This window comes from Flavobacterium sp. W1B (assembly GCF_047344965.1).
Lineage (GTDB): Bacteria > Bacteroidota > Bacteroidia > Flavobacteriales > Flavobacteriaceae > Flavobacterium.
The window spans coordinates 145,375-163,164 of the sequence record NZ_CP178845.1 but is presented as its reverse complement, the minus strand read 5'-3'; the positions used below and the strand labels follow the sequence as shown (position 1 = coordinate 163,164).

Below are 17,790 nucleotides of genomic sequence, written 5' to 3'. Positions count from 1 at the left end.
ATATCACTAAATATAGTGAGGGCTATTTTGTAATTAAAAGTGAAACAGTGGTTTGTGATATGTTTGATTTGGCTATTTGTGTTTTTTTTGTAAGTTTTATTTTTTTAGAATATGATTTTTATTTTTTTTAATAAGATAAATACTAAATTAGCTTTTAAATTTTAATAAAAATAAAAATGAAAAAAGTTATTTTAGCAGCGGTGGCTGTATTTGCATTTAGCTTTGCTAATGCGCAAGAAGGAAAATTTAAATTAGGAGCTCATGTTGGATTGCCAATGGGGGACATTAAAGATTCGTATTCTCTAAACTTAGGTGTTGATGTAGCTTATTTATGGGATGTAGCTGATCAATTTAAAGCGGGTGTAACTACTGGATATACTGCTTATTTAGGGAAAACTGAAACTTTTGATTTTGGGTTTGGTATTTCTGGTGAAATAAAAAATCCTACGATTGGTTTTATACCAGTAGCAGGTACAGCGCAATATTCTCTTTCAGATAATTTATTTGTTGGCGCAGATTTAGGATATGCTATTTATGCTGGTGAAGGCGAAGGAGATGGTGGATTTTTATACCAACCAAAATTCGGATACCAAACAGAAAAAATTGAATTTTACGCAGGATATAAAGGGATTTCTTCTGATGGAGCTACAGCTGCTTCAATCAATTTAGGATTCAATTACAAGTTTTAGTGCTAGTTTAGATTTTAATATTGAAAACCTCCCAAACGGGAGGTTTTTTTATGTCTGTAAAAATCGTTAATTTGTAATATGAATTGGAATTCCTATATCAAAAGCTATCAATCCTATTTAAAAATAGAGCGTGGTTTGTCAAAGAACACCATCGAGAATTATACTTTTGACATCGAGCGTTTGTGTCTTTTTCTTTCGGAGAATAATATTGAGGTTTCGCCACTTAAAATTACCGAGGAAACAATTCAACAGTTTGTTTATGCTGTTTCTGACCAAGTAAACGCACGCTCTCAGGCCAGAATAATTTCCGGGCTTAAAAGTTTTTTTGGTTATTTGATATTTGAAGATTACCGTTTGGATAATCCTTTGGAGCTTATTGAGGCGCCCAGAACCGGAAGAAAATTACCGGATACTTTGTCTATCGAAGAAATCGATTCTCTTATACAGGCGATTGATTTAAGTTCTAATGAAGGGGAACGCAATCGAGCGATGCTTGAAACACTTTATGGATGCGGACTTAGGGTGTCAGAATTGGTCTCCTTAAAAATTTCCGATTTGTTTTTTGAAGAAGGTTTTATTAAAATTACCGGAAAAGGAAATAAACAACGGTTCGTACCGGTGGGTAAGTTAGCCCAGAAATACATACAGCTTTATAAAGATACTATGCGGATTCATCTGAAAATAAAGAAAGAATTTGGAGATACTTTGTTTCTAAATAGAAGAGGTGGTCAGTTGACAAGAGCTATGGTTTTTACCATTATAAAAGATTTGGCAGCAAAAATACAATTGAATAAAAAAATAAGTCCTCATACTTTTCGTCACTCTTTTGCTACACATCTTTTGGAAAATGGTGCCGATTTACGCTCCATTCAGTTAATGCTTGGGCATGAGTCTATAACTACAACCGAAATTTATTTGCATTTGGATAGGAAATTTTTGACGGAGGTGATTAATACTTTTCACCCCCGAAAAAAATAAGTAATAAAAAAAAGCATTTCAGATTTACCGAAATGCTTTTGTATAGTGCTAATTCTAATTAACACATGTATTATTTATTTAGCGATATTTACCGCTCTAGTTTCTCTAATTACAGTTACTTTAACTTGACCGGGGTAAGTCATTTCCGTTTGGATTTTTTGAGATATTTCAAACGATAAAGAAGCGGCGTTGTCGTCAGAAACTTTTTCACTTTCTACAATAACACGAAGTTCTCTACCTGCTTGAATGGCGTAAGCATTTTTTACACCTGTAAATCCATAAGCAACTTCTTCCAAGTCTTTCAAACGTTGGATGTAAGAATCTAATACTTGTCTTCTTGCACCAGGTCTTGCACCAGAAATGGCATCACAAACTTGGATAATTGGAGATAACAAAGATTTCATTTCAATTTCATCGTGATGCGCTCCAATAGCATTACATACTTCTTCTTTTTCACCATATTTTTCAGCCCATTGCATACCTAATAATGCGTGTGGCAAATCACTTTCAGTATCTGGAACTTTACCGATATCGTGTAATAAACCTGCTCTCTTGGCTAATTTTACATTAAGACCTAATTCGGCTGCCATGATTCCACAAAGTTTAGAAACTTCGCGCGAGTGTTGCAATAAATTTTGTCCGTAAGAAGAACGGTATTTCATACGTCCTACTACTTTTATCAATTCTGGATGTAATCCGTGGATTCCTAAATCGATAACGGTGCGTTTTCCAACTTCGATTATCTCGTCGTCAATTTGTTTGGCTGTTTTAGCAACAACTTCTTCAATACGTGCCGGGTGAATACGACCGTCAGTAACTAATTTGTGTAACGCTAATCGAGCAATTTCTCTACGCACAGGGTCAAAACAAGAAAGGATAATCGCTTCAGGAGTATCATCTACAATGATTTCAACGCCAGTTGCAGCTTCCAATGCTCTAATGTTTCTTCCTTCACGACCAATAATTCTACCCTTTACATCATCAGATTCAATATTGAATACAGATACACAGTTTTCTACCGCTTCCTCTGTACCAACTCTTTGGATCGTATTGATGATGATTTTCTTAGCTTCCTGTTGTGCGGTTAATTTAGCCTCTTCAATTGTATCTTGAATATGAGACATTGCCTTAGTTTTAGCTTCGGCTTTAAGACCTTCCACTAATTGATTTTTAGCTTCCTCAGCAGATAAACCAGATATTACTTCAAGTTGTTGTAATTGACTTTTGTGCAATTTGTCAACTTCAAGTTGTTTCTTGTCTAAAACTTCAATTTTTGCGTTATATTCAGCTGTTTTTGTTTCAAAATCGTCGTTTACTTTCTTGGCTTTAGAAAGTTCATTAGAAACTTGTGATTCCTTGTCTCTGGTTCTTTTTTCAACTTCAGCTACTTTCTTGTCTCTGGCAAGAATTACTTGTTCATGCTCTGATTTTAATTCGATAAATTTCTCTTTTGCTTGGAGAATTTTATCTTTTTTAATGTTTTCTGCTTCAAGATTGGCATCTTTTAAAATAGATACCGCTTCTTTTTTAGCATTTTTGATTAAGTTGGAAATATTGCTTTTCTCTATGATTTTGGCTATCCCAAAACCAGCTGCAATACCTATAATACCTGAAATGACGATCGTTAATATGTCCATGTTTGTTAAAATTTATATATAAAAAAAGCCTACATTAGGATGATTGAATAAACTCGGAATGACAAGTTTTGAGCTAACTCACTGTTCAAGTTTCCTCGCCTAGGCGTGGCATGCTTTAGTAGTGATGATTTGCTCATTCTAATTTGTTAGTGTTGAGTTTACCAAATGTGAACTAATGTAGGCAGTATCTTAGTCTTTGTAAAGAACGTTTAATTGTCGAGATATTGATCTAAAAGCGCATTAATTTTTTTAATTCTGTCAATAGTTTCTTCCCCATTAATAGTATTATCAATTTGTTTTTGCTCTACTTGTGAGGCAAATTGCAAAGCACACATAGCTAAAACATCTTGCTTGTCACGAACAGCATAATTTTCTTCAAATTGCTTTATCATCACGTCAATTTTTTTAGAAGCGCTTCTAAGGCCTTCTTCCTGAGAAAGTTCTACCGTTAGCGGGTAGACTCTGTCTGCAATTGATATTTTAATTTTAAGCTTTTCGTCCATCTTTTTTACTAATCTGATAGCTGGGCTATACAGTAATCAATTTCCCGAATTAATGAATTTATTTTAAGCTTTGTATCTCTTTTATTATCGTCACTGCCTAATAATGAATTGGCAATCTTAAGTGTTTCATATTGCAACTTTAATGCTTCAAAATCATTTGATTGCGTTTCTATGATGTGTGCAGATTTTGTTAATTCAATTTTTAATTCCTGATTATTTTTTTCTAAATTTTTTATTTTTAGAATGAGTTTTTCAACCTTATTTTCAAGAGTATCAATTATTTCTGCAATTACACTCATTATATATCCTATTCATTACTTAATATGACAAATTTAGTATTAGTTTTTATTATTACAATATTTTATTTGTTTTTTTATTTAAAAAAAGCCAAAATATTGCAAAGGAATCGGTTACAAATTGTGTTTTTTTAGAATGCTTTATGGATTAGTTTTTTATCTTAGCAAAAATGTATGTAATGAAATTCACTGTTATTTTTCTATTGTTTTGTAGTGCCGTATTTGGACAAACTGAATACCCAAAAGACTATTTTGGGTCACCTCTTAATATTCCGATGCAATTGTCTGGAAATTTTGGTGAGCTGAGACCCAATCATTTTCATGCCGGTTTAGATTTTAAAACCTTGCAAAAAGAAGGATTAACCGTTCATGCTGTTGCCGATGGTTATGTGTCTAGAATAAAGGTTTCTACTTTTGGAAATGGAAAGGCGATTTACATCACGCATCCAAATGGTTATACTTCGGTATATTGTCATTTGCAAAAAACTACCGATGCTATTGACGATTATATCATGAAAGCGCATTATAAAGAAAAATCATTTGAATTGGAACTGTTTTTAAAACCGAATGAGTTGGTTGTCAAAAAGGGACAAACTATTGCTCTTTCTGGGAATACGGGTTCTTCCGAAGGTCCGCATCTGCATTTTGAATTACGAGATACTAAAACAGAAAAAATTATCAATCCGATGTTATTTGGTTTTGATAAATATTTGACAGACACTAAAAAACCGGTTATTTCTGCCGTTTATGTTTATCCTTTGGACGGAAAAACATCAGTAAATCAGTCACGACGACCTTTATTGCTCGCTGTTTCTTTGCAAAAGGATGGAACCTATTTAGCCAATAAAGTCGTTGCTAACGGAAAAATCGGTTTTGGTATCACGGCGGTAGATTATGATAATGTTTCTTTTAATAAAAACGGTGCATACAAAGTGCAGACGTATTTGAATGGGAAACCTAATTTTGGATACCAATTTGATACTTATGCTTTTGACGAAATGCGTTATATAAATGCTTTGATTGATTATTCAAAGTATAAAAAAACGTCTCAAAGGGTGCAAAAATTATTCATGGTTAATCCTTATAAATTGAGTATCATAAAAACGGATGAATCTAATGGAGTTATAACGGTACTTCCTAATTTGAGTTCCGTGTACCGCATTGAGGTTTCTGATTTCTTTGGAAATAAAAATACAGTTTCTATCCCTATTAGTTATGATTTGTCAACTCCTATTATTGATAAAGAACCAGCAGTGTCAAATTATTTTGTAAAAGTGAATAAGGACAACAGCTTTGCCAAGAATAACATGTCAGTTTTCTTTCCTGCGGGGATATTTTATGAAAATTTTGATATGAATTTTGATGTAAGAAACGATACTTTATTTCTTCATGATGATACGGTTCCGGTACATTCTAATTTTACAATTTCTATCGAGGATAATAAATATACCGATGCTCAAAAAGAAAAGGTTTTTATAGCTGATATAGATAAAAATGGTAAAGTGGGCTATAATTCTACTTCCAGAAAAGACAATGTGTTTTCGACCAGAGTAAGGTTATTAGGTAAATATGCTTTGGCGATTGATACTATAGCGCCCACGATTTCTATTGCAAATCCTATTGAAGGGAAATGGTTGAGCGGAGTGAAGACAATTCAGCTTTCGATAAATGATAGCAGATCTGGAATAAAAACATATAACGGCTATTTGAACGGGAATTGGATTTTATTCGAATATGACAATAAAACAAAAAAAATAACACACAATTTCAGCGATGGCATTGTGGCAGAAGGAGCTAATGATTTAAAAGTAGTGGTTACTGATAATGTAGGAAATTCAACTATATTTGAAACACGTTTCTTTAGAAGTCAAAAATAATAACACATATACGGACTTGGGCATCAATAAAATACTTCTTGTTTTTGTTGCATTGTGGATGGGGTTTTCTTGTTTTGCTCAAACGGCGCGAGTTAAAGGGATTATTTTAGACAAAAACAATCAGCCAATAGACAATGTTAATGTGTCTTGTTCTGGCATTGGAACTCGATCCGATGCAAATGGTTTTTACCAGATAAAAATACCCGTAAATCAAAAGGTGATTGTTGTTTTTACGCACCTAGCATTAAAAAAAGCAACAATTTCTCTCGCTTTAAAAGCTAATGAAGACTATGAGTTTAATTTGGTTATGAATGACCAACAAGAACAAATAGGTGAGATTATAGTTACCGCGAATAATAAAAAAGAAATTCAGGGGATTACTGTTATTGAGCCGGAGATTATCCGTAAAATGCCTGGAGCCAATGCCGGAATCGAAAATATTCTTAAAACTTTGCCGGGTGTAAACTCCAATAACGAACTAAGTACACAATATGCGGTGCGAGGAGGAAATTATGACGAAAATTTAGTTTATGTCAACGAAATAGAAATCTATCGTCCTTTCCTGATTCGTTCGGGACAGCAAGAAGGTTTGAGTTTTACCAATACCGATTTAGTTCAAAATGTCGATTTTTCGGCAGGAGGTTTTCAGGCCAAATTTGGAGATAAGCTTTCCTCTGTTTTGGATATTACTTATAGAAAACCAACGAAATTTGGCGCCACTCTTGAAGCGAGTTTACTTGGTGGAAGTCTGTCTGTCGATGCTGTTTCGAAAAATAAGAAATGGAACGCAATCACTGGGGTTCGTTATCGTAACAATAGTCTTTTGGTGAAAAGTCAGGATACTCAAACTAATTTTAAACCGACATTTGTTGATGTTCAAACAAATGTAAATTATCAGGCTTCGGCAAAATGGCAATGGAGTTTCTTAGGGAATATCTCGCAAAATAATTACCAATACGAGCCATTGACAAGGCAAACTAAATTTGGTACTATTGACAAGCCTATGGCGCTTACTGTTTATTATGAAGGACAAGAAAAGGATAAATACGATACTTATTTTGGGGCCATAAAAACAACTTTTAAGGCATCAGATTCTTTTACATTGAAATTTATTGGTTCGGCATTTCATACTTTAGAACAAGAATATTTTGATATTTTGGCACAATACCGTTTGGGAGAAGTAGATTCAAATATTGGTTCTGATAGCTATGGTGATGTTTCTTTTACCAGGGGAATTGGTTCGCAATTGAATCACGCTCGAAATGATTTAGACGCCTTTATTGTCAATGCTGAAATAAAAGGGTTTCATGATTGGAAAAAGAATCAATTGGAGTGGGGAATCAAATATACTCGGGAATCGATTCGGGATCGAGTAATAGAATGGGAAGTGATTGATTCGGCTGGTTTTTCGATAAACCCACCTATTATTGACTTGCCCAAAAAGGATCAGCCTTATTTTTCTTATGAAGGACCATTGGTTCCTTATCAAAATATACGTGCCACAAATTTCAATACTATCAATAGATTTTCGGGTTATGGACAATGGGGTCGAAAAGGGCACATCGGAAATAGCGAAGTTTGGTATAATGCAGGTGTTCGCTTGCACAGCTGGGAAGTTTTGGGCACGGCAGAAAAAAGTGAGTCTCAGTTTACTTTTAGCCCCAGGATGCAGTTTGCCCTAAAACCGGATTGGGAAAAAGAAATGGTTTTTAGAATATCGGGAGGATTGTTTCATCAGCCGCCGTTTTATAGGGAACTTAGAGATGCTGATGGACTGGTTCAACCCAATGTCAAAGCGCAACAATCCGTTCATTTTGTTTTAAGCAATGATTATAGTTTTAAAATGTGGAGTCGCCCTTTTAAACTCATTTCGGAGCTGTATTATAAATCTCTGACGGATGTAAATACTTATACTATTGACAATGTAAGAATACGATATGCAGCTTCTAATGTTGCCAAAGGGTATGCGCAAGGATTGGATGTTCGATTGAACGGAGAGTTTGTTCCAGGAACCGAATCTTGGTTTAGTTTTGGATATCTTAAAACAGAAGAAAACAGCGCCAGTAAGGGATACATTGCCAGACCAACGGATCAACGCTTGAAATTTGGACTTTTGTTTCAGGACTATATGCCTAATATTCCAAGTATGAAATTATATTTGAATCTGGTTTACAATACCGGATTACCGGGAGGTTCGCCATCTTATTCGGATCCCTATTTGTATCAAAATAGGTTAAAAGATTATCGCAGGGTAGATATAGGTTTTTCTAAGGTTTTGGTTGCTAATTCGGCAGCGAAGACAAAAACAAATTGGTTAGGGAATTTTAAAGAATTAGCTATAGGATTGGAAATTTTTAATCTTTTCAATAACCAAAATGCAATAACCAATACTTGGGTTCGCGACGTCTATTCAAAAAGAGAATATGCCATTCCAAATTATATGACCACAAGGGTGTTTAATGTAAAGTTAAATGCCAAGTTGTAGTGAAATGAGATTTGTTCTATCGATTTTAGAGCATAAAAAGCTTGTAAATATTAGAACCATTTTTAAAATTGATTACATTTGAATTTATTTTTAATATTACATCGTTATGAAAAAATTACATATAGCATTATTGGGTTTTTCGGTTTTACTTTTAGCTAGTTGTAGGGAAGAGGTAGAAAAGCCAAAAGTAATTTATGATGCCGCTAATAAAGATAAAGGAGTCGTTAAAATGGATTCTACTCAAATCTCGATTTCTGATTTGCCAATTCAGATGGAAGGAACCGATTATTTAATTCATCCAGTAGGAGATTTAAGAGTTTATGAAAGAGGAACAAAGGCTAGATATGGTTCTTCGAGTGTGATTGATTTGAGTTTTACGATTTCTAATTATGGAGAGAATGAAATTACGGGTTATTTGCAAAATCTAAAATTTCAAAAAACAGATTCAGATTCTATTAGAACCTTAACAGATAAACCCGCTTTGATACAAACAGCAACTTATTTGAAATCAGTTTCCGATAGAACTAAAAAACAAATTATGGTTTACACCATGTTTGATATGGATACCAATAGAGATGGAAAATTAGACGCAAGTGATATTAAAGCTATTTATTTGAGTGAAATAAGTGGAGATCGCTTTACTAAAATTTCCAAAAACTACCATGAGTTAATAGACTGGAACCTAATTGAGTCTAAAAACCGCTTGTATTTCAGAACCATTGAGGATACCAATAAAAATGGGCAATTTGATAAAAACGATGTAGTGCATTACAATTATGTCAATCTATCAAATGACGAATGGAAGGTGAGCAGTTACGAACCGATATAAAACGAACATCTTTTTCTCTTTAAATCAGAATGTCACTTTCTAAATCTGATTTTTCAATAGTGAAGTCAAAGTCAAGTTTTTTTACCAGCTTAATGACTAGGTCTTTGTACCAGTTTTCAGATTTGGGATGGATGTATATTTTTTCAATCAATTGACAAATGTCCACGTTAATTTTTAAACCGTCATTGAGTATGATTTTTTTTTCGGCTGTATCAGTGATGATGCGAACCTCACGCTCGTATTGAAAACTTTTACGTTTGAATAAAAATGGAAAAAACATATCATCAAAAGGGATGTATTCTTTCTTGTAATCTATGTAGTTGACTTCACCAATATATTGTTTGTAATTAGTTTCAGGACTAAGTGCTTTTTGTAATCTCCCAATTGTGGATTGAATGGCGAGTCCTTCGCTGTTCTGGGTAAAAATTTGCCACATGGCAAAAGACTCATATTCATTGATATGCCAACTGCTGACGGCTACTTTTTCTCGGTGGGTTTTGTAATAATTTAAGAAATCAGGATTGTCAATAGAAAGTTTTCTGATTTCTTCATAAGTGGGTTCGCTAAAAGTACCTTCGTATTGATCCTCGAATTTATCGGATCGGGACATGAATAGTTTTTTGGACATCAATAAATCCAAAAACTTAGACAAGTCTAAATATTTCCAAACAATGGTATCAGGATCTTCCGGAAGTTTTATGTTTGGACTATTGAGGTACATTTTTGTAGATTTAAAAATTAAATTATTTTAAGATTTTCATACGTTTCGAAATCTAAAGTTAGTCTTTAATCATTATTCAAATGACTGCATCATAACTAACTTGTTGTAGGTTCCGTTTAAGGTAATTAATTCATCGTGCGTTCCTTGTTCAACTATTTTTCCTTTTTGCATTACCACAATAGTGTCAGCTTTTTGGATAGTCGAAAGACGATGCGCAATTACAATTGATGTTCTGTTTTGCATCATATTCTCTAATGCCACTTGTACAAATTTTTCGCTTTCGGTATCCAATGCCGAAGTAGCCTCATCCAAAATCATAATCGGAGGATTTTTCAGTACGGCACGAGCAATACTCAAACGTTGTTTTTGACCGCCGGAAAGTTTGTTTCCGCTGTCACCAATGTTGGTATGGATTCCTTTTGGCAAGTCTTTTACGAATTCATAGGCATTGGCAATTTTTAAGGCTTCGATAATTTCATCATCTGTCGCTTCTAGATTACCCAATCTAATATTGTCCTTGATCGTTCCGTTGAACATGATACTGTCCTGAGTAACTAAACCGGTCAAACCACGCAAAGACTCCATCGTGACATCTTTTATGTTATGATTATCTATTGAAATTTCTCCAATATTTACATCATAAAAACGAGTCAGTAAATTGGCAATTGTACTTTTTCCACTTCCAGATTGTCCAACTAAAGCAACCGTTTTTCCTTTGGGAATCGTCAACGAGAAGTCTATCAATACCGGTTCTTCTTCATAAGAGAACGTAATATTTTTTATGTGAATTTCATTTTTAAAATCCTTTAACTCGACAGCATCTTTTTTGTCTTTAATTGTGTTTTCTACTTCCAATACTTCAAAAACTCTTTCAGCTGCAGCTAAACCATTTTTTACTTGATAAGAAGCTTTTGCAATTCCTTTGGCAGGAGTCAAAATATTGTAAGCCAAACCAATATAAGCGATGAATAATGAGCCGTCTAAAGATTTATCTACTAATACTAAATTACCTCCGTAAAAAAGAAGAATGGAAATAACAACAATACCCAGAAATTCTGACATCGGAGAAGCTAAATTGTTTTTCTTTCCGATACTATTTGTTAGTATATACAATTGATTGATTGAGTCGTTAAAGGTTTTGGAGAAGAAATTTTCGGCATTATATCCTTTTATAACTTTCAAGCCACTTAATGTCTCTTCTACAATCGAGATTAGATGTCCATTTTCTTGCTGTGCTTTTGTCGATTGCCCTTTCAGGGATTTTCCTATTTTGGAAATTATAAATCCTGAAATTGGAATGAAAATAAACACGAATAGAGTCAACTTCCAGCTAATATTAATCATTGCAATCAAGGAGAAAATGATTGTCAATGGTTCTTTAATGATGAGTTCTAAAACCATGAAAAAAGAGTTTTGAACTTCATTGACATCACCAAGCATACGCGCCATTACATCACCTTTTCGCTTCTCGGAATAATAAGGAATTGGAAGTTCGATGATTTTTTTGAACATTTTTTGACGCAAATCACGAAGAACCCCTGTTTTAATTTTGGTTAAATGTTGCAATCCTAGATAACCAAATAAGTTTTTGAACAAAAAGGTTATTACAACTAATGAAACCGTTAATAATAAGGCGTAATTAGCCCCGCGTGATTCGGAGAAATAATTCACATAATAAAAAAGAGTGTCATTTAAATAGCTGTCTATACTAGAAATTCCTTGGTATTCAGGTAACTTAGTAACTTTTTCTTCATTACCAAAAAGAACTTTTAATACAGGAAAAATCATTATCATTCCTATTGTTCCAAAAAGAGCATATAATACGTTGTGAATTACATTCCATATCACATGTATCTTATACTTTTTTGCAAAAGGGATAATTTTTTTTATATTTTCGTCCATTATTTTATTCCTAAATCAGAGATTATATTTTTTATTTTTTCGTTCAGAATGGTATCCGCTTCCTCGAAATCTTCTACATCGTATAATTCGGCATTTGTGCTAATGTAGAATTTAATTTTTGGTTCGGTTCCACTAGGTCTCGCACAAATTTTAGAACCATCTTCAGTGTAGTAAATAAGCACATTCGATTTTGGAATAGCCATTGTTTCTTCTTCTCCGCTCAATAAGTTTTTTGCTATCGAAGATTGATAGTCCTCCATCATAATCACTCTTTGACCGTTGATTTCTTTCAATGGGTTTTCACGCAAGTTAATCATCATTTGATTGATTTCTTGCAATCCTTCGATTCCTTTTTTGGTTATGGCAACGAGATGTTCTTTGTAAAATCCGTGGTCTACATATAATTGTAATAGTTCTTTGTAAACAGAGCTTCCTTTGGCTTTGGCTTGTGCAGCAACTTCGCAGATTAATAAGGTTGCCGCAACAGCATCCTTATCGCGAACAGCATCACCAACCATAAATCCAAAGCTTTCTTCGCCACCGCCAATGAATTCTAATTCCGGAAAGTCCTTGATCATTTTGGCAATCCATTTGAACCCGGTTAAGCCTATCTTGCATTCCACGCCATAATTTGTGGCTAATTCCATCACCATAGGAGTGGAGACGATCGTGGAACCAACGAATTGTTTTCCGTTAATTTTCCCTGCTTTTTTCCATTGTTCCAATAAAAAGGCGGTCATTAAGATCATCGATTGGTTTCCGTTTAACAAGATCATTTGCCCTTCATTATTTCGAACAGCAACTCCTAAACGGTCACAATCAGGATCGGTACCAACAACAATATCTGCATTTGTTTTGTCGGCCAATGCCAGCGCCATAGCCAAAGCTTCCGGCTCTTCTGGATTTGGTGATTTTACTGTTGGGAAATCGCCATTAGGAACGGCTTGTTCTTCAACGATATGTACATTGGTGTAACCCGCCTGCGATAAGGTTTCAGGAACTGATACAATGGAAGTTCCGTGTAATGAAGTAAAAACAATACTTAGATTTTCTTTTGCATCAGCAGGAGTATTGAAGCTTGCGTTTTCAATTGATGATTTTATAAAAGCTTGATCAACTTCTTTATCAGTGTAATGAATCAAATCTTCATTTGCGTCAAACTTAATTTGGTCGTAGTTTAAATTTTCGATGCTGTTAATGATTGCCTTGTCTTCTGGTGGTACGATTTGTCCGCCGTCTTCCCAGTATACTTTGTATCCGTTATATTCCGGTGGATTATGAGAGGCGGTAAGTACAATTCCGCATTGGCAACCTAAGTGCCTAACGGCAAATGATAATTCAGGTGTGGGTCTTAAATCTGAAAATAAATAGACTTCAATGCTATTGGCAGAGAAAACATCGGCAACGATTTTTGCTAAAGTATTGCTGTTATGACGGCAATCATATGCTATGGCTACTTTTATAGATTGGTTTGGGAATACAGTATGCAAATAATCAGAAAGACCTTGAGTGCTTTTCCCTAAGGTATACTTATTAATGCGATTGATTCCTGCTCCCATTATACCTCGCATCCCACCAGTACCAAATTCAAGATTTTTATAAAAACTTTCCTCTAGTTCTTTTGGGGAAGAAGCAATCATTTTTTTGATTTGTTCTTGTGTTTCAATGTCGAAGGTGGGGGTAAGCCAATTGTTTGCTGCGTCTAAAATGTTTTGTTCTATTTTCATTTATGTAAGTATCTTTTTTAGGAGCTATTCCTGCTATTCGCTACAATCTTTTTGTCCTCGCAAAAAAGCAAGTCAAAAAGGCTTTTCGCTGCTATCAGGGCTAGTCTCGGTATGCCAAAAATTATTTTTTATAACCTATTTTGATTCTATCTGTATTGTTTTTCGCATCAGCATCTTTGTCAACTAGATAATTCAATGCTTTGTAAATATCTGGAAACTGATTTTCTATTGCCAAAATTCGGTCTTTTAGTTCGCTATACGTCAAGGTAAATTGTCTGATAGTCACAAAAGCCCGAATAATCGAAATGTTAATTTCAATTGCTTTCTCGCTATTTATAACGCTCGAAAGCATCGCTACACCTTGTTCGGTAAAGGCAAAAGGCATGTATCGTGTTCCTCCTCTGTTTGAGGACGCAATTTGCGACCTCAAACTATTAAACTCAATTTCAGTGAGTTCAAACATAAAGTCTTCAGGGAACCGATTGGTATTTCTTCTGACGGCTTCTTTTAGTCGTTTTGTTTCAATATTATATAAAAGTGCCAAATCAAAATCAAGCATTACCTTTTGACCTCGGATTTCGAAAATTTTATTCTTTATAATTTCTATTTCCATTAGCGCTATTTTTTAATCGCTTATGTTTGAAAAATCAAGATAAATTATAAATTAATTTCTCTCGAAATCTTATAACGTTCCTCATTGTTTTTTGTGCGCAATATAATTTCGCCAAGAAATCCAGCCAAAAACAATTGAGTTCCCAGTACCATAGTTGTCAGTGCAATGTAAAACCAAGGATTGTCGGTTACCAGGTTATAACGCATGTTGTTGTACATGTGATATAATTTTGAAACGCCGATGTATCCCGCTAACAAAAAACCAATAATAAACATCAGCGATCCTATGGCGCCAAATAAGTGCATTGGTCTTTTTCCAAAACGGGAAAGAAACCAAATGGTAATTAAATCCAAAAAACCATTGATGAAACGTTCCATTCCAAATTTGGTTTCTCCGTATTTTCTGGCTTGGTGTTGTACTACTTTTTCTCCAATTTTGCCAAATCCTGCATTTTTTGCCAAAACCGGAATGTAACGGTGCATTTCGCCCGAAACTTCAATGTTTTTTACGACAACGTTTTTGTAGGCTTTTAATCCACAGTTGAAATCATTCAATTCCACTCCTGATGTTTTTCGGGCGGCCCAATTGAATAATTTGGAAGGTAAATTCTTAGCAACCACAGAATCATAACGTTTCTTTTTCCAACCGGAAACCAAATCGAATTCTTGAGCAGTAATCATTTCGTACAGCCCGGGGATTTCTTCGGGGCTGTCCTGTAAATCAGCATCCATCGTTATGATGACATCACCTTGAGCTTTAGCAAATCCGGCATGTAAAGCCTGAGATTTACCAAAATTTTTCATGAAACGAATTCCCTTTACATTAGGGTTTTCGGAAGCAAATTGCTCGATAATCGACCAGGAATTATCCGTACTTCCATCATCTAAAAAGATAATTTCATAAGAGTAATTATTTGATTGCATCACTTTAATAATCCAAGTGTACAATTCTTTAAGTGATTCTTCCTCGTTGAGAAGAGGGATGAGTATGGATAAATTCATTTATTGTTTATTCTTGTGAAGGTTTGCTTTTAAAGAAAGCGGCCATGATTAAACCTAATAGGGCACAGAAAAAGATGGCAAAAACAGATCCTTTTAATTGTTCAACTACTGAATAAGGATCAGTTTCTCTTAGTTTTGAAACTGTTTCATTCAAAGAAGATGCCGGTACACCAAATTTTTCAGAGGTGCTCACTAAATATTTTATGGTTAGATCTAAAAGAGTTTCCTTTATGCTAGGGTCAATGAAATTGAATAAAACAATTTTAAAAGCCACGGAAATAATTACTCCAATTACTGCCGAAATAAAATAGGTTGTAAAGGCTTCCTTAAAAGGAAGGATACCATTCAATTCTTTTTTTGTTTTAGAAAGTAATAGAATGGGAACAATGATAAATATAGAAAAACTTAAAAGAGTGGTCCACCAAGCGATGAATAGCTCTATATTTATAGCATACATGAAAGCGGTTATTAATGACAAGGCAATGCCTGTTATTACACCGTAAGTAATCCCGTTTCTTTTAATGGTTTCATTTATCATTATAGTTGATTTATAATTAATCCACAAATATAGCAATTCCCAATATATTCAAGAATAAAAAACGCATTTTACAATTATAAAAAAAAATGAAACAAAGATTTGTTTATTGAAAAATAATTGTAAATTTGCAGACTCAAAATAATAGTGTAAAAACAAAAAGTTATAATGAGTTTACACCTTTTCTGTTGAAAGAAAAGCTTCAAAATAAGTTATAACCAAACAAATAAAAAAGATGAAAAAAGGTACGCACCCAGAAAATTACAGATTAGTTGCATTTAAAGACATGTCAAATGAAGACATTTTTATCACTAAATCTACTGCAGATACTAAAGAAACAATCATTCACGAAGGTGTTGAATACCCAGTTGTGAAAATGGAGATTTCTAGAACTTCTCATCCTTTTTACACAGGTAAAAACAAACTTATTGATACTGCAGGACGTATTGATAAATTTAAAACTAAATACGCTAAACACGTTAAATAATTTTAACATGTTTTCATATAACTCAAAGCCTTCCATTTGGAGGGCTTTTGTGTTTTAGTTATTTGAAAACTTTGTAACTTTGCTGTCAATTACATCAAAATAATGCGTTATTATGATTAATTTTGTGTTTAAAAAATAATACAATAAAAAAAAACAACAAATAAATACTTTTTATGAATTATATCCTTTTTGACGGACCTGCCCGAAATGCCTTGCTTCCCTTTACATTTACTCGGCCGGTTGCCGATATCCTTATTGGAATCATGACCATTCGTCAAAAATGGGAAATGTATTTAGGGTCTACAACTACTACAATAACGGAGGAATATTTATCCGCTAAATTTCCTATGGTTGAGTTGGAAGAAAATGTTATGATTAATGCTTCTTTTCTTCCTAATGCCACTTTGGCTGAAATGGTTAGTAGTTTGGAGTCAAATCAGGCTATTTTTAAAGGAGACGAAGTGATCGCTTTTTATACCAATGAAGAGCAGGAAGAAGTGAACTTTGATACTTACGATATAATTGAATACAATGGCGAATGCTTGACGGTTGAAAATACTTGGGATATATTTTCGAAAAATGGGGCGGCTATCAGGGAAGATTTTGCTTTTTTGACTGAAGACAGAAAGTCACAGCCGATTCCTAAAAGCGTCAATGTAATTGCGCCCGAGAATGTATTTATAGAAGAAGGTGCTAAATTAGAGTTTGTTACTCTGAATGCTTCGACAGGTCCTATATATATAGGAAAAAATGCCGAAATTATGGAAGGATCTGTTATTAGAGGTCCTTTTGCTCTATGTGAAGAAGCTCAGGTGAAAATGGCAGCCAAGGTTTATGGAGCGACAACTGTGGGGCCTTATTCTAGAATTGGTGGAGAAGTTAAGAATTCGGTTCTTTTTGCTCATTCCAATAAAGGTCATGACGGATTTTTAGGGGATTCTGTTTTGGGAGAATGGTGTAATATTGGGGCTGATAGTAATAATTCGAATCTAAAAAATAACTACGAAGAAGTGCGATTGTGGAGTTATGAAACCGAAGGTTTTGCTAAAACTGGACTTCAGTTTTGTGGATTGATGATGGGTGATCACAGCAAATGTGGAATTAATACCATGTTTAATACCGGAACAGTGATAGGAGTTAGTGCTAATATTTTTGGAACCGGATTTCCGCGCAATTTTATACCTAGTTTTTCTTGGGGAGGAGCTGCCGGTTTTACGACTTATATGACTAAGAAGGCGTTTGAGACTGCGCGAATCGTTATGGGGCGTAGAAATATGGATTTTGACGAAATAGAAGCGGCTATTTTAGAGCATATTTTTGAAGAAACTAAGAAATGGAGAAAAAGCTAATAATCTTTTGATTTAAAAGCATTTTAAAATAAAAAAACTGCCTCATTTGTTGTAATGAGGCAGTTTTTTTGTGCTTTATTTTTTAGTTAAAATTTAATATTATGAATTTTAATTGTTAATATTTTTTATTTATTGTAAAAATAGGTTGACTTATTAAAGCT

The 17,790-nt window shown here is 34.1% G+C and carries 16 protein-coding genes; 7 read left to right on the top strand and 9 right to left on the bottom strand.

Annotated elements, in window-relative coordinates:
* Nucleotides 1-176: 176 nt before the first annotated feature.
* Together ACMDB5_RS00700 and xerD are read left to right on the top strand one after the other, a co-directional pair.
* Nucleotides 177-689: a hypothetical protein gene (locus tag ACMDB5_RS00700; RefSeq protein WP_413999124.1), complete on the top strand. Its 513-nt coding sequence runs from the start codon at nt 177-179 to the stop codon at nt 687-689.
* A 78-nt stretch (nt 690-767) separates the two neighbouring features.
* Nucleotides 768-1,667 (top strand): site-specific tyrosine recombinase XerD, encoded by a 900-nt coding sequence (gene xerD / locus ACMDB5_RS00695; RefSeq protein ID WP_413999123.1) that lies wholly within the window; start codon nt 768-770, stop codon nt 1,665-1,667.
* Nucleotides 1,668-1,741: 74 nt separating this feature from the next.
* Here xerD and rny read toward each other — a convergent pair whose 3' ends face one another.
* From rny to ACMDB5_RS00680, 3 genes are all read right to left on the bottom strand, one after another.
* Entirely contained in the window at nt 1,742-3,304 is a 1,563-nt protein-coding gene (gene rny, locus ACMDB5_RS00690; protein WP_413999122.1) for a ribonuclease Y, read from the bottom strand.
* Nucleotides 3,305-3,513: 209 nt separating this feature from the next.
* The gene (locus tag ACMDB5_RS00685; protein WP_072939334.1) at nt 3,514-3,807 is read right to left on the bottom strand and encodes a cell division protein ZapA; all 294 of its coding nucleotides are present in this window, start codon (nt 3,805-3,807) and stop codon (nt 3,514-3,516) included.
* An 8-nt stretch (nt 3,808-3,815) separates the two neighbouring features.
* A complete protein-coding gene (locus ACMDB5_RS00680; protein WP_413999121.1) occupies nt 3,816-4,106 on the bottom strand; it encodes a hypothetical protein in 291 nt (96 codons plus the stop codon).
* A gap of 176 nt (nt 4,107-4,282) precedes the next feature.
* Between ACMDB5_RS00680 and ACMDB5_RS00675 the strand changes: the two genes are divergently transcribed.
* The 3 genes from ACMDB5_RS00675 to ACMDB5_RS00665 all read left to right on the top strand — a co-directional run bounded on the left by ACMDB5_RS00675 (nt 4,283) and on the right by ACMDB5_RS00665 (nt 9,294).
* Nucleotides 4,283-5,980, top strand: a complete 1,698-nt coding sequence (locus ACMDB5_RS00675) for a M23 family metallopeptidase (RefSeq protein ID WP_413999120.1) — start codon at nt 4,283-4,285, stop codon at nt 5,978-5,980.
* Nucleotides 5,981-6,038: 58 nt separating this feature from the next.
* Nucleotides 6,039-8,465, top strand: a complete 2,427-nt coding sequence (locus tag ACMDB5_RS00670; RefSeq protein WP_414000347.1) for a carboxypeptidase-like regulatory domain-containing protein — start codon at nt 6,039-6,041, stop codon at nt 8,463-8,465.
* Nucleotides 8,466-8,571: 106 nt separating this feature from the next.
* Nucleotides 8,572-9,294 (top strand): hypothetical protein, encoded by a 723-nt coding sequence (locus ACMDB5_RS00665; protein WP_413999119.1) that lies wholly within the window; start codon nt 8,572-8,574, stop codon nt 9,292-9,294.
* A 19-nt stretch (nt 9,295-9,313) separates the two neighbouring features.
* Here ACMDB5_RS00665 and ACMDB5_RS00660 read toward each other — a convergent pair whose 3' ends face one another.
* The 6 genes from ACMDB5_RS00660 to ACMDB5_RS00635 all read right to left on the bottom strand — a co-directional run bounded on the left by ACMDB5_RS00660 (nt 9,314) and on the right by ACMDB5_RS00635 (nt 15,796).
* Nucleotides 9,314-10,015, bottom strand: coding sequence for a hypothetical protein (locus ACMDB5_RS00660; RefSeq protein ID WP_413999118.1), 702 nt, complete (start codon nt 10,013-10,015; stop codon nt 9,314-9,316).
* A gap of 72 nt (nt 10,016-10,087) precedes the next feature.
* On the bottom strand, nt 10,088-11,917 hold the full coding sequence (locus ACMDB5_RS00655; protein ID WP_413999117.1) for an ABC transporter ATP-binding protein: 1,830 nt from the start codon (nt 11,915-11,917) through the stop codon (nt 10,088-10,090).
* Entirely contained in the window at nt 11,917-13,644 is a 1,728-nt protein-coding gene (locus tag ACMDB5_RS00650; RefSeq protein ID WP_413999116.1) for a phospho-sugar mutase, read from the bottom strand. The genes ACMDB5_RS00655 and ACMDB5_RS00650 overlap by 1 nt, the downstream gene beginning before the upstream one ends.
* A 121-nt stretch (nt 13,645-13,765) precedes the next feature.
* Nucleotides 13,766-14,257, bottom strand: a complete 492-nt coding sequence (locus tag ACMDB5_RS00645; RefSeq protein WP_413999115.1) for an ORF6N domain-containing protein — start codon at nt 14,255-14,257, stop codon at nt 13,766-13,768.
* A gap of 44 nt (nt 14,258-14,301) precedes the next feature.
* Nucleotides 14,302-15,258: a glycosyltransferase family 2 protein gene (locus tag ACMDB5_RS00640; protein ID WP_413999114.1), complete on the bottom strand. Its 957-nt coding sequence runs from the start codon at nt 15,256-15,258 to the stop codon at nt 14,302-14,304.
* Between the two features lie 7 nt (nt 15,259-15,265).
* Entirely contained in the window at nt 15,266-15,796 is a 531-nt protein-coding gene (locus tag ACMDB5_RS00635; RefSeq protein WP_413999113.1) for a DUF4199 domain-containing protein, read from the bottom strand.
* 232 nt (nt 15,797-16,028) lie between these two features.
* Here ACMDB5_RS00635 and ACMDB5_RS00630 point away from each other — a divergent pair, with 232 nt between their 5' ends.
* Nucleotides 16,029-16,280, top strand: coding sequence for a type B 50S ribosomal protein L31 (locus tag ACMDB5_RS00630; protein WP_413999112.1), 252 nt, complete (start codon nt 16,029-16,031; stop codon nt 16,278-16,280).
* 173 nt (nt 16,281-16,453) lie between these two features.
* Entirely contained in the window at nt 16,454-17,629 is a 1,176-nt protein-coding gene (locus tag ACMDB5_RS00625; RefSeq protein WP_413999111.1) for a GlmU family protein, read from the top strand.
* Nucleotides 17,630-17,790: the final 161 nt, after the last annotated feature.